The organism is Ureibacillus chungkukjangi (assembly GCF_044795995.1).
Lineage (GTDB): Bacteria > Bacillota > Bacilli > Bacillales_A > Planococcaceae > Ureibacillus > Ureibacillus chungkukjangi.
Genome location: NZ_CP085009.1, coordinates 1,420,821 through 1,434,838, shown reverse-complemented (window position 1 = coordinate 1,434,838; position 14,018 = coordinate 1,420,821). Strand labels below are relative to the sequence as shown.

At 39.5% G+C, this 14,018-nt stretch carries 12 protein-coding genes; all 12 read right to left on the bottom strand.

Annotated elements, in window-relative coordinates:
* Positions 1–196: 196 nt before the first annotated feature.
* The 12 genes from LG296_RS06975 to LG296_RS06920 all read right to left on the bottom strand — a co-directional run bounded on the left by LG296_RS06975 (position 197) and on the right by LG296_RS06920 (position 13,990).
* Entirely contained in the window at positions 197–763 is a 567-nt protein-coding gene (locus LG296_RS06975) for a hypothetical protein (protein WP_404427762.1), read from the bottom strand.
* Positions 764–1,328: 565 nt separating this feature from the next.
* Positions 1,329–2,279: a nuclease-related domain-containing protein gene (locus LG296_RS06970; RefSeq protein ID WP_404427760.1), complete on the bottom strand. Its 951-nt coding sequence runs from the start codon at positions 2,277–2,279 to the stop codon at positions 1,329–1,331.
* Positions 2,280–2,533: 254 nt separating this feature from the next.
* On the bottom strand, positions 2,534–3,259 hold the full coding sequence (locus tag LG296_RS06965) for a 5-oxoprolinase subunit PxpA (protein WP_404427971.1): 726 nt from the start codon (positions 3,257–3,259) through the stop codon (positions 2,534–2,536).
* Positions 3,260–4,129 (bottom strand): biotin-dependent carboxyltransferase family protein, encoded by an 870-nt coding sequence (locus LG296_RS06960; protein WP_404427759.1) that lies wholly within the window; start codon positions 4,127–4,129, stop codon positions 3,260–3,262.
* A 3-nt stretch (positions 4,130–4,132) separates the two neighbouring features.
* Positions 4,133–4,828, bottom strand: coding sequence for a 5-oxoprolinase subunit PxpB (gene pxpB / locus LG296_RS06955; RefSeq protein ID WP_404427758.1), 696 nt, complete (start codon positions 4,826–4,828; stop codon positions 4,133–4,135).
* The gene (locus tag LG296_RS06950; protein ID WP_404427757.1) at positions 4,821–5,435 is read right to left on the bottom strand and encodes a pyroglutamyl-peptidase I; all 615 of its coding nucleotides are present in this window, start codon (positions 5,433–5,435) and stop codon (positions 4,821–4,823) included. The genes pxpB and LG296_RS06950 overlap by 8 nt, the downstream gene beginning before the upstream one ends.
* Before the next feature lie 94 nt (positions 5,436–5,529).
* Positions 5,530–7,074 carry a methyl-accepting chemotaxis protein gene (locus LG296_RS06945; protein WP_404427756.1) on the bottom strand — a complete coding sequence of 515 codons (1,545 nt, stop codon included), beginning with the start codon at positions 7,072–7,074 and terminating at the stop codon, positions 5,530–5,532.
* Between the two features lie 129 nt (positions 7,075–7,203).
* Complete coding sequence (locus LG296_RS06940; RefSeq protein ID WP_404427755.1) at positions 7,204–8,328, bottom strand: Ger(x)C family spore germination protein; 1,125 nt, start codon at positions 8,326–8,328, stop codon at positions 7,204–7,206.
* Positions 8,303–9,418: a GerAB/ArcD/ProY family transporter gene (locus LG296_RS06935; RefSeq protein WP_404427754.1), complete on the bottom strand. Its 1,116-nt coding sequence runs from the start codon at positions 9,416–9,418 to the stop codon at positions 8,303–8,305. The genes LG296_RS06940 and LG296_RS06935 overlap by 26 nt, the downstream gene beginning before the upstream one ends.
* The gene (locus LG296_RS06930) at positions 9,415–10,758 is read right to left on the bottom strand and encodes a spore germination protein (protein WP_251397495.1); all 1,344 of its coding nucleotides are present in this window, start codon (positions 10,756–10,758) and stop codon (positions 9,415–9,417) included. Before LG296_RS06930 ends, LG296_RS06935 begins: the two co-directional genes overlap by 4 nt.
* A 626-nt stretch (positions 10,759–11,384) precedes the next feature.
* A complete protein-coding gene (locus tag LG296_RS06925) occupies positions 11,385–12,251 on the bottom strand; it encodes a 2-oxoacid:ferredoxin oxidoreductase subunit beta (RefSeq protein ID WP_251397493.1) in 867 nt (288 codons plus the stop codon).
* Positions 12,251–13,990, bottom strand: a complete 1,740-nt coding sequence (locus LG296_RS06920) for a 2-oxoacid:acceptor oxidoreductase subunit alpha (protein WP_404427753.1) — start codon at positions 13,988–13,990, stop codon at positions 12,251–12,253. The genes LG296_RS06925 and LG296_RS06920 overlap by 1 nt, the downstream gene beginning before the upstream one ends.
* Positions 13,991–14,018: the final 28 nt, after the last annotated feature.

Here is a 14,018-nt window from a genome sequence, read left to right as displayed (position 1 = left end):
GGCTTGGGTTTCAGTTTACCACTTTGATAGGCGATTGCTTGTGGATTAGGTTGGGCGCGGGTGTGGAAGCGATTTCAATTTTGAGCTATGTAAGGCTGCTCGACTCGATAAAGGGATTTGTAACTAATTCGTCGTAGAGTACGGATCCTTTTCTAGATACTCCTCCGCGCGAGAGGCACGCTCTGCCCCTTGCATACTAATTCGTCACAATAAACTCCAAATACTGCTGAGGATCATTCTTCTTCAAAATCGCGAGAAACGTAAAACATAGCTGCACCACCGAATGCCAATTCATCTGATACCGCTCCTCAAACTGAAACTTAGGCAGCTGCAAAACTTCTTTAAAAACAGCTTGCGGCTCCAGCTCTTTTATCTCCAAATATTTCAAAAATGCTAAAAAAAGCTTGTGATCCTGCACCGCAAGCGACTTCTCCTCCACCAACTTGTCAATTTCCTGCACATCCTGCAGCGAATTCGCCTTCCGAAACATCCTATCAAGCTTCTCATCCTGTTTTTGCTTTTTAATAGAAATGAAATCAATAATCTGATTCAAGCTGATGACCTCTTTTCCTTGGGTTTGGGGTGTGTTTGGCTTGGGTTTGTGTTTGGGTTTGTGTTTGGGTTTGTGTTTGGGTTTGTGTTTGGGTTTGTGTTTGGGTTGGAATCTCGCCACTTTTGCAGATAATCTAGCCAGTTTGCCAATTATTCTAGCCACTTTTTGTCGAAATTCAGCCACTTTCTTCAATAATCTAGCCACTTCCATTTACACAGCCAAAACTTATTATAAATCACAAATTTTCATCACGAGCAAACATCACATTCAATCTTGATTTAAAGAAAAGTTACTTTAAGTGAATTGTTAAGAGCAAAAACTCTAAATTTGCAGCTTTTATTACCTGCAAAGTGCTCGCTTAGAAGAATCTAGCCACTTTTGCAGATAATCTAGCCAGTTTGCTAATTATTCTAGCCACTTTTTGTCGAAATTCAGCCACTTTCTTCAATAATCTAGCCACTTCCATTTACACAGCCAAAACTTATTATAAATCACAAATTTTCATCACGAGCAAACATCACATTCAATCTTGATTTAAAGAAAAGTTACTTTAAGTGAATTGTTAAGAGCAAAAACTCTAAATTTGCAGCTTTTATTAGCTGCAAAGTGCTCGCTTCAGAAGAATCTAGCCACTTTTGCAGATAATCTAGCCAGTTTGCTAATTATTCTAGCCACTTTTTGTCGAAATTCAGCCACTTTCTTCAATAATCTAGCCACTTTAAAAAACACAAAAAAATTCTATTAATTTTCAATCAATTATACTCTTTTTCTGCAATCAAAATCTCCAGATATCTTCTGGAATCAAGTAACTTTTGCTTTTAGTAGTTCCTTTAGAATAAAAATTCAATTTCGCAAGCATTTTACTAGCAGAGTGCTGACTATCTATTAAAAAAAACTCCCTAAACTCGCGATTTGCAATCCACTCATCAAACAAAACTCTATAGTCATGCAAGCCTTGATATAACGGTTCTCTTGATTTCATCCCACAAGTGCAAACAAACTTGCCATAGTGAAAACTCATCCCCCGACCACAGTCACAAATCGCCCCCATCCGCAGTGGCGGAATTTCGAATCTAGGCGCATAGATACCGGTCTTATGTATGCTTTGAAGATGGGCAGTTAGTAACTCGTAGTGAACTGGTGAAAGTGCGGTGTTGCTATACTTTAATAATAACTTTTTTAGCTCTGCAGGCAAACCAATCGCATGGAAAATCTGAAATTCTTCTGGAATGGAGCCAATAATCGTCGAGGATTCCGCAATCACAACCGCTTTGTGTATCGGCAGCGACAAGCCCAAACGTCCAACAACTCTATCAATCATCTCTGCATGACGCTGCACCTGATCGAAGGGGCTCTGAAAACTTTCAACCTCCCCCGTTCGCTTCCTACGCAGAAACTGATGCTTATCTTCTTCGTACCAAATCGTGCCGGAAACATTCTTAATTTCGAGAATAAAAATAAAGTGGGGGCACACAAACAACGTATCCATCTGATGCGAATTGCCGATATCATTTGTAGTTTCAAAGCTATGTATGAGAAGAGCGTTGGTCGGCACGGCAAGCTCCTTCCATAGGCGGTCAACCTTCATCTCCCCTTGGTAGCCAATTTCTGCCCGTCGCAACAAAGAACTTACGTAGCCATGTTGCGGATGATTGACATCAATCCGACGTTTCAAAGCATCCAAAACAATAATTTTTGAAGAAATAGGTCGGTCTTTTATGAACAAAAGCATTCTCCTTTTCCGGTGGGTTAAAATAAAGTGAGGTGTTCTTAATAGAGGATAATTCGAGTGTAATTCTGCTTAAATTTTAACTTGCTAGAAGGAAATCTTGCAATACATTCTCGCAAGATTTTATTTTGGCGGATATTTGTGATGAAGTGGCGGATTTCCCACAAAAGTTGACGGATATAATGAAAAAACTGGCGGATTTCTGCCTTAAAATAGCGGATATACTTAATCTTACAAAAATCCTCCCAGCACTAACCCAGCTCACTAATTCTACGCGCGAACTGCATAGCGTGCGCACCATCACCATGAATGCATAGAGTTTGTGCGTTTATTTTGATCACTTTCTTTTGGATCGTCATGACTTCATTAGATAATAGAATCCCTTTTACATGCTCGAACATTTCATCCTCATTCGTTATCAACGCTTGTTCACTATAGCGCGAAACTAATGTGCCGTCTTCGTTGTAGTTGCGATCTGAAAAGGCTTCTTCAAACACAGCGAGCCCCTTCTCTCGAGCGAGTTTAGCGATTAAACTGCCCGCTAGGCAATAGAGCTTCAGCTTGGGATTCAAATCATATACCGCATCGATGACAGCTTGAGCTTTAGCTAAGTCATTGGCACTTTGATTGTAAAGGGCTCCGTGGGGCTTTACATGATGCAGCTCGGTCTTCTCCACATCAACAAAGCCACGTAATGCCCCGACCTGATAAATGATCATGTTATAAATTTCTTCGGGGGTGAAATCCATATTGCGTCGCCCAAATCCCTGCAAATCAGGATAGCCTGGATGGGCACCAATCTTCACACCTTTTTCGATCGCACGCTTGACAGTTTGGCGCATAATCATTGGGTCTCCTGCATGAAAGCCACATGCCACGTTGATGGAAGTTACATAATCTAGTATTTCGTAGTCATTTCCCAGACGGTAGGCACCAAAGCTTTCACCCATATCACAGTTAATATCCAATCTCATTATCTAGTCGCCCTCCTCCATCAAGTGAAACATCACATTCCCAAACGTACGCAGTTGTGCGAGCTTGCTTAAATCATCCTCATGCACCGTTCCGATAATCGGGTAACCGCCCACTGTTTGTGCATCGGCCATTAATACGATTGGCTCTCCGCTTGACGGAACCTGAATTGTCCCAAATTGCGTCGCCTCAGAAATGATTTCATTCTTTTCCTGTAACAAAAGCTTTCCACCCTTAAAATAATAGCCCATCCGGTTGCCACCTATGTATTGCAACGAATGAGTCAAAAACCGTTGTATACTCTCATTTGTGAATAACTCAAAATGTGGCCCCTTAAAAAATCGAACTTGAACCAAAGTTTCAAACTTTGGTCGATAATTCGCCATTAACCCTCGTATATTTGGAAGGGGCTGTACCTCGCTGCCATATAGAATACTTCCAGTAATAATTGACTCACCGATGTTAGCAAGAGGATAACTGGATTGGCTTTTCAAAACGAGTTCCACATTCAAGCCACCCTGGGGAATTAAATAAAGAATTGATCCCTCAACAGCACATTTCAATGATAAAATATCCCCTTTTTTCACTCGAAAGCTCTTCCAGCTCTCAAGCGCTGCACCATTCAAATAGTAATCTCCGACTGCACCGGTGAGGACGTATGTATGATCACTTAAGGCTTCAAATTCAAAGCCGCCCATGAAAATTTCTAAACAGGCTGCATTTGCTTGATTGTTTAATATTTGATTGCCAAGCTCGTAGGAATACCGATCCATAACCCCGGAAACGGGAATTCCTTGTGCTCGATAACCAAACCTGCCATAGTCTTGTACGCTAGCATGTACTCCCTGGCGTTTCACCTTGAGTAGTGGCTTCATTTACTACACACTTTCTTGATTTAATTTATGAAATTCCTGTTTTGAAATTGCGTAAAATGTTACGGAATCACCTACTTGAAATAACGTAGGCTCGTCACTTTTCACATCAAATAAACGATAGGGAGTCCTGCCGATAATATTCCAGCCTCCTGGAGAGTCGATAGGATAAATGCCGGTTTGCCGTCCACCGATTCCTACAGAAGAGGCATCCACAAGCTTTCGTGGCTTCTGCAATCTTGGCACATGGAGCCGTGAATCCAGCTCCCCTAAATACGGAAATCCGGGCAAAAAACCAACTAAATGTACAGCATAGCTTCTCCCACTATGCAAGGAAACAATCTCTTCAAAGCTCAGATTCGTATGCTCCATCACTCGTTCCATATCCGGCGCGAACTCCTCATCATAGCAGATTGGCACCCTTAACTCGCGCCCAATCAATTGCGAACCACTAGCCGCTTCCCTTTGATAGTCCTGCCATTGTTCAAGCAATTTCTCATAGCTTACATGCTGACGTCCCTTTAGATAAACCGTAATCGTATAGTAGCCAGGTACTGTTTCTATAATCTGATGCTGCAAAATTTTGCGAATAAATCGATTAAAATGTTGGACTAACAGAAAGCTTTCCTGTGAAATTTCCTCGCTAAATGCAAAACGAAGTGTGTTCTGGCTGACCCACATCATCTTTGGAAAGTCATTCATTGGCGGAGCTGACCGTTTCCTTTATACATAGCTCTATAGCATTTACTAAATCGCGGATATTCCAGCCCGGAATTTTGCCATGTTGAATCGCTAGCTCAAATGACGCAGGTATGTGAATAAAACCAGCCAACACATTGCCCTGATTCTTTGCATAAGCAAGCCCCTCATACATAATGTTGTTACATAGATACGTCCCGGCTGTGTTGGAGATTTCTGCAGGATAGCCCTCCCCATTCAATCGATCTACCATTCTTCGGACCGGTAAGGTTGTTAAATACGCATCCGCACCTTCTTCAGCAATTTTTGCATCAACTGGTGCGAAGCCATTGTTGTCAGGCTCGCCATCCTTCATATTGATGGCAATCCGTTCAGGCGTTATTTTGTAGCGTCCACCTGCTAGCCCTAGAGAAATAATGATGTCAGGCTGCACCTCATCGATATACTCCTTCAATTGATTGGAGGACTTATTAAAATCGACCTCCATAATACGGCCGCAAATCTCGAAATCATCAAAAACCTTTCCATTCAGTACTTCGACAATCTGCATCGTGGGATTGATTTTAAAGCTTAAAAACGGTTCGAATCCAGTTAGTAATATTCTTTTCATTTTACATCGCCTCTATTTTTCTTGGTCTTTCAAAAATAACAAAAAAAACTATTAATCTCAAGTAATATTCTGAAAATTAATAGTTTTTAATTTATTATATTGTAAACCTTTTAATAGCTGTTGTAAGCGTGCGAATATTTCTTGAGATTTTCTGGATCTCATCGTGAATTTCTTTGTTTGCGTCGAGCTGGTCGGTTGTTGAAGCGGATACTTGCTCTATCATTTTGGCGTTTTCCTTTGAAACCTCGCTCAGGTGCATGGAGTTGTTGGCCACCTCTTTTGTATTTTCCGTAATGACGTTAATTGTCGATGCTACCTCTCCTATGTGAGGACCGATTTCATTGACTGCTGACACGATTTGCTGAAACTTCGATGCGGTTTGATTAGTCGTATCAATTCCAGTTTGAACGGACTGTAGTGCACTGCTCATGAATTGTACAGATTGCTTGGAGTCCCCTTGAATCTTCTGTATGATTTCTTCAATCGCTTTTGTGGAATTAACGGACTGTATGGATAGTTTGCGTACTTCGCCTGCCACAACGCTGAAGCCCTTGCCGTATTCCCCTGCTCGAGCCGCCTCGATAGCCGCATTCAATGCCAATAAATTTGTTTGCTCTGCTATGGAATTAATGATTTGTATAACCTGCTCGATATCCTTTGAGTGCTCCACTAAAATCTGCATCATATCATAGGACTTCTTCACGGCCAGTTCGATTTCATGCATTTGTTCATTGTTAAAAATGACAAACTGCACACCAGCATTCGCTTCCTTAACAGTTTGCGATATATTTTGTTCTATAAAATCAATACGCTCTGCAATCAAGACAACCCCATCGGCAATTTCCTGTAACGCGTTCGTATTCACATTCAATTGCTCCGTTGACCTAATTGTGGCAGTTGTTAAATCAGACGCATCATGAGAGATATGTATAGATGCTTTTGTTGTTTTTTCTGAAGCAGTCTGTAATTGATCATTCGCTTTATGAACCGATGCAGCACTGCGTTGAACCGTTTTTAACAATTCCTTTACTTCAGTAGCCATTTGATTGTAGCTTAACATTACCTCGCCAAGTTCATCCTTTGAATCATATTTGGCTGTCTGTGTGAAATCCCCTTGCTGTGCTTGCTTCAGTAGCTTTTTCAGTTGTCTTGTTGGCAGATTTACGGACCTAGTAGCCCCGATACTTAAAATGATAATTATAAAAATCATCACAACAGAAACTCCTGTCAACAGCTTGTAGCCAAATGCAATGTCCTGCTGATGGGAATCTAATTGATTTTCGGCTCTAGATGTTACATACTCTTTCATTTCCTGAGATACAATCAGGATTTCACTTTCATTGCCACCTTCAAATACTGAAGCTAAATTAGTTATGTAAAATTCCATTTTTGAATCAAACTGATATTCCTTTAACGAGGCTTGAATTTCATTTGCTTGATTCAGGTCACCTGTATGTATGAACGCCTCCATGTCAGCAATTGCATTAACAGCCAAAAGCTTTTCCTTGTACATCTTTTCTGTGTTATTTTCCATTTTTCGCAAATAATCCATACTAAAAATTGCAAAAATACAATTTGAAAGTATACAAACAATCATCAAAACCATTAGCCGATCCTTCACTTGAATATAGCGTTTCATACGCACCTAAATGCACTCCCCTACGCAGTAATACTTTTAGCATAGTTTAGTACTATAAAGTACCTATATAAGGAATGTTAAATTTTTGTAAATAAAAAAAGCCTGGAAAATCTTTCTCCAAGCTTTTGACTATTGAATTGCCCCAGTACTCTTTAATCCCGGAATTACTTCCACTTTTATTTTCGCATTTTTGTACGCTTCTTTCCATTCCTCGTCCGTCATGCGTTTATTATGCCATGTACGTGCCTTATAATCTAGACCAAACCCAATGGGATCAAGCCCTTTCTTGGTCAATTCAGAAAGAGCTTCTACAAAGTTCTCTTCCCCCTCCATTACAAAAAGCTGGTTATAGTACTTTAGTTCTTCTGCTTTTAACGGCTTTATTGATTCAGTTATATATCCATTGAGGTGTATTTTTATGTCAAGTTCTAATTGATTGTTATCCAGGATGTTTACTTTATATTTGGATTTTATTGAATTTATTTTCGCAAAAAAATAGTGTCCTTCTTGTTTTACGAAAAGATCCGCAACCTCCACAGTCTCTAATATCATGTTAACTAATAATGTAGAATAGATTCCAAGTTCATGGGGCTCACCATCATCAGTCAATACTAAGGATTTATTTACCTCAAAATGAGACTCCTCTTTTTTAATCTCGATAATGGGTAGTATTGTGTCAACTCCGCTTTCCTTTATTTTTCTTGCGAAATCAAATAAGTAAGTGGTTACAATATATTGACTTTCGGTTCCAATGCCATCAAAGTAGTTAAATAACGCAGGGTATGCTGCATTTTCTCCCTGAGGAGCCATTTTTATAACCTCCTCTGCAGAAGGCTTTCCAACCGCAACCCAGGAAATCAGTTGAATTTCCGGTCTTCTTAGAAAAAAATCCAGTAATTCCTCCGCTTTTTTTTCCTTTAATAGTTCTTCCCCGATTACAATTAGCTTCGTATGGCCAAATTCCAATTCTTTGTCTGAATAGGTTTCAAGGATACGTATTGCCTCGGTCAAAGTCTCCCCAGTTTTCGAAATATAAGAATATTCCGGTTCTGGAGACTGTTTAAAAGAGCTAGTAGGTACGTAAAGCTTCAGACTAATTTTGTAAGGTTTATCATCATCACCGGAAAAATCTATGCCTATCATCGAAACAAATACATCTTTGTCTATATCCTTAAATTCACAACCTGATAGCAAGGAAATTATAGGTAAAAGAATTAGAAGGAATAATTTAGTTTTGTTTTGCTTTTTCGGCATCCTTCATTCTCCTTTTTATAAAGTAAAAAAGTATTATCAACAACGGGAATAATAATATTAAACCGTCATAAAAAATGCTAGAAGTATGAAATAATTGATATTCATCAAGACTACTTACAAAAAATAAAGATATAGCTACAAAAATAGGCACCGGGATAAATTTTCCTACCTTAAAACCTTTGAATTTAATATTGTCTAAATTGAAAACAAACCTCAAAAATTCCATCGAAACATGCCAGTGAATCAGTATACTTAAAAAAGCAATCCCCAAATAGAAGAATAGAAAAACAAACAGCACACGTTCAATCATGAAAAATTCCATCCTCAACGAATCACTGGTTGAAATCCATGGGTAAACAAGTTTATCTATGCTCTCAAAACCGTTGAATCCTATTGGGATAAAATAAGTAGTAAATAATGTTAAGGTAGCGATAATACCGATTATCGAAATATGCTTCAATTTGAACTTTTGTTTTTGTGTAAAAAATCGGTTAAAGATAAATAGATTGGCTACACCTAGAAATAAAAAAAAGCATGCACCGAATGAATTTACATGCGGCATTTGATTCACATATAATGCTGCTTCCATTATAAAGTCCCGATTTAAACTATCGCTGCTATATGCCTTGTAAAAAATAAACAGTATTAATGGAAAGGTAAGTAACAGCACAAGTTCAACAGTGTATAACACACGGTCAGTCCTCATGAGACACCCAAAAATGACAGATAATATAAGTGTCAGACTAATTTGGGTAATTGGCATCTCGGGAGTAACATATCGCACTAGGAGGAAGGTAAATGTTACTAACGTAATTAATCCTGCCAAAAACCACATTACAGCCAAAAAAAACAAAAATGGCTTGTAGAACCATTTAGAGGTGGTTTTCTTTAATAAATCAGGTAATGTCATCCCCGGAAAGCCATTAAAAAAACGTGTATAAACAGTTACGAGAATAGTACCCGCAACTATCCCAAATATCATCGAAGAAACCGCCCCATTCTTATGATATTGAAACAGAATCGCTGGCACTGAAGCGATAATATTGGCCACCATATTAATCAATATTAAGTAGTAATAATATCGGCTCACGTTTTCCCCTCCGAGCTTTTCTTGTTTTTAGAAAATGCATATAGTCTCAAATAAGGCTCTCCAAAGCTATCCATATTGACTAAATACATCAGTAATACGAAAAAGCCCAATACTAACCCGGCCAAACCAAATACGCTTGTGACTAGTATCAGTAATAGACGTACTACTCTTATGGAAAACGCCATTTCATTAACCGGTATAACAAAGGTTGAAATAGCAACCGCCGAAACGATAATAACCATAATATTGGATGCAAGTGATGCTTCTGTTACAGCTGTTCCAAGAATTAGCCCCCCTACTGTAGTAGCAGTGGCACTTACTGCTTTTGGCAGACGAATACTGGCTTCCAATAATAATTCCATAAAAAAAAGCATGAACAATACTTCTATAAAGGATGAAAAAGGAACCCCTACTCGACTTCCGGCTACCGTCAAAGCCAGTTCAGTTCGGAACACCTCAGGAGTAAACGAAGTAACGCCTACATACATAGCAGGTAGAAGAAGACTTAGAAATAGTCCGGCAAATCGAAGTATCCTTAAAAATAACGAAATTACGAAAGTATGATAATTATCCTCCATGGTTGTCATGAAATCGAAAAATACTGCTGGCGTTGCAACAGCCTGCGGATTTCCATCCACAAAAAGAATAACTTTACCCCCGGCCAAATTGTAGATGATTCGATCCGGTCGTTCAGTCATAATCATTTGAGGAAAAATCGTGATTGGCTTATCGTTTATATAATTATTCAATTGAGTTGTTGACGAAATTAGCTGTTTATCAACCTTTTGAAGCTTCTCTCGAATGGTATCTAATACATGGGTTTTCACTTTAGCTTTATCATAGATAATCGCAACTTTATGTTGATTCACTTCGCCTTGAACAATATACTCAACCGTTAAGGAAGGCTGGTGATAGTTTGTTCGGATGATATTAATGTTGGTTGCCAGGTTGTCACTGAAGGCAAGTTGTGAACCATGAATCGTGGTCTCAATCGATGTTTGGTTGACTTCATCGTTTTTCGATAATCTAAAATCAAGCAAGTAATATTCATTTTGAATGACAATTAAAGTATTGCCCTTCATCACTTCCAGCTGTACCTGTTCTCTTGATGTAATCTCCTGAAACTGTGGCAATGCGTGCAAATATAAATTAAGCTGTTCTTCCGTTGACATCTCAAAGAAGGGCTTAATAACAAACTTTTCAAGCATATCCATATCAATTAGCGATTTTATATAAAACAGCAAAAGATGTTTATTATCGTATTCCATGTTCTTCTCGATCAATTCATTTGTATCCTTGAACTGTTCGTATATCCACTTGATACTATCCTTTGAAGACATTTAAATTCCTCAATCCTCTAGTAAGAATCATCTTTAGCTTAACCAATAATAGGATGACGATTCATTGTTTTGGAAAATTGAACAATGTTTGTTATGAGGGACGTTTGTTCTTAAAGAGGAAGTATGCAGGATGCGATAAAAATTTTTGATTTACAATAAGTTTCGGCTGTGGATTTTGAAAGTGGCTAGATTATTGAAGAAAGTGGCTGAATTTCGACAAAAAGTGGCTAGATTAATTGCTAAAGTGGCGGGATTATTGCTCAAAGTGGCTAGATTCTCAGAAGTGTACGCTTCTCTATATTTCGTGTGCAAGAAGCAGCATGTTGATTGCGATAAAAGTTTATGATTCTTAATAAGATTTTGCTGTGAAATTTCAAGTGGCTAGATTAATTGCTAAAGTGGCGGGATTATTGCTCAAAGTGGCTAGATTCTCAGAAGTGTACGCTTTGCATAAACGTTAAGTCATTGCACTTAACAATTCACTTGAGTAACTAATTCTTACAACTAAGTAAAGAAAAGCAGAAGAGTTTTAATAAATTTGTGCCAAATTTATTGAACTGGCTAGATTCCCCGTGTCCCAGAGCATACAAAAAAACTCCCATCAATAACTGATGGGAGCCTCTTGCTTACATAAATTCTTTTACTAAATCGTTAAATTGACCTTCGTCTAGGTTCATGTCTAGCTCAGAAAGTGGTTGTTCTGAGTAGCCTGGTACTTTTTCTTGGTATGACTTTGTTTCTAGGTCTTGGTAGATGATACCTGTTACTAGGCCTTCTTTTTCCATGACTGTTTGCATTGCTAGCTCTCTATTTTGAGGGTCATAACCTTCGATGTCAGCTAGCTTTGTTAGGTGCTCTTTGAACCATTCGTATGTGTTGATTTTGTTGTAAGTTACACATGGGCTGAACACGTTGATGAAAGAGAATCCTTTGTGCTGGATACCAGCTTCGATTAAAGCTGTTAACTCTTTGATGTCAGTTGAGAAGCCTTGTGCTACGAATGTTGCCCCCGCAGATAATGCTACTTCTAATGGTTTTAATGATGGCTCGATTGCCCCACCAGGAGTCGATTTCGTGATGAAACCTTGTGCTGAACGTGGAGAAGTTTGCCCTTTTGTTAAACCATAGATTTGGTTATCCATTACTACGTAAGTTACGTCGATGTTACGTCGGATGGCATGTACTGTATGTGCCATACCGATGGCAAATCCATCTCCGTCTCCACCTGACGCGATTACGTTTAGATCACGGTTGGCCATTTTCAAACCTTGTGCGATTGGTAGCGCGCGGCCGTGAATTCCGTGGAATCCGTATGAGTTGATGTAACCAGCGATACGACCTGAACAGCCGATCCCAGCAACTACTGCTAATTCATGTGGCTCGATGCCGACATTTGCTGAAGCACGTTGAATTGCTGCTTGTACTGAAAAGTCACCACAGCCTGGGCACCAGTTTGGTTTCACTGAGTTACGAAAATCTTTAAAAGTTGCCATTAGTCAAGCAGCTCCTTTACTTTATTTTCTAGCTCACGAGGTAGGAACGGTGTACCGTCATATTTCGTGATGCTGTGAGTTTTACTGTGACCGCCAATATTTAACTTCATAATATTAGCAAGTTGTGCTGTTTTGTTGTTTTCCACAACGATAACCTTTTTCGCACCGTTTACTAATGCAGCCATTTCCTCTGATGGGAATGGGAATAGTAAACGAATATGTGCGTGGTTTACCTTCTTGCCTTCAGTAGTTAAACGCTCCTGCACTTCTTCAAGCGCCCCGCGAGTTGAGTTAAATCCTACTAATAACACATCTGCGTCATCATGAGGAGCATTCGTGTAAACTGGCGTATCGAAGTTTAGCTTCTCTAGCTTGCGGAAACGTTTGTCCATTTGAACTTGACGGTTTCCTGCTGATTCACTTGGTTTACCAGTTTCATCATGCTCAACCCCAGTAACGTGGTGAATCCCGTTTTCAGTACCTGGGAATACACGTGTAGAAACGCCGTCTTCTGTATTTTCATAACGCTTGAAGTAATCTTTGTTTTCCACTGGCTCAAGATCCTCGAAGGCAATTTTCCCACGACGAATTTCGATTTTACTATAGTCAAATGGTTCTGTTGTTTGCTTTCCAAGTGATAATTGTAAATCTGTCATGATGATGACAGGTAATTGTAATTCCTCAGCAATGTTAAATGCTTGGATTGTATCGAAGAACGCTTCTTCTAATGTTGATGGAGCGATTACTACTTTCGGAATTTCACCGTGAGTACCGTACAGCATCGCCATAAGATCCGACTGTTCTTGCTTTGTTGGAAGACCAGTTGATGGACCACCACGTTGCGTATCCACAATCACTAAAGGTTGCTCAGTCATACCTGACAAACCGATTGCTTCCATCATAAGTGATAGACCAGGACCAGCTGAAGCTGTGAATGAACGCACGCCACCGTAGTTTGCACCGATTGCCATTGTTGCTGCTGCGATTTCGTCCTCTGTTTGGATAACTGCCCCACCGAATTTCGGAAGCTTCTTGATTAAGTATTCCATGATTTCAGAAGCTGGTGTAATTGGGTAAGCTGCCATGAAGCGTGAACCTGCTGCAAGTGCTCCTAAAGCGATTGCATCATTCCCGATCATGAACATACGGCGTTTTCCGTCAGCAGGAGCAAGTTCCCACTCACCAACGCGATCACCTAGAAGCTCACTCATTACGTCATATCCTTGTTGGATCGCTTCCATGTTTTTCTTAACAACTTCTTCACCTTTGCGTCCGAAGATTTCATCGACTAAGCTTTGGAATACAGAAGTATTTAAGTTTAATAATGCCGCTGTCGAACCAATGGCAACCATGTTTTTCATAAGTGACGTTCCTAATTCTGTTGCAATTTCAGTAAATGGAACGATGAAAACTGGAGCTTTTGAATCTTCTGGCTGAACCGGCTTGAACTTCGCATCCGCTAGAATAATACTTTTCTCAGTAAGCTCCTTGTAGTTTACTTCTATTGTTTCTTGGTCAAATGCTACTAATATATCTAAATCGTCCGCAATTGAACGAACCTCTGTTGGACGAACTGTAATTTTATTATTCGTATGGCCACCTTTAATACGTGAAGAGAAATGACGATAGCCGTAGAGGTGGTAACCTAAACGATTCATAGCCATTGAGAAAATTTCACCAGTACTCTCAATACCTTCACCTTGCTGCCCACCGACTTTCCACGAAAGCTGATGTAACATAATAACAACTCCTTAAAAACGGTTTTTA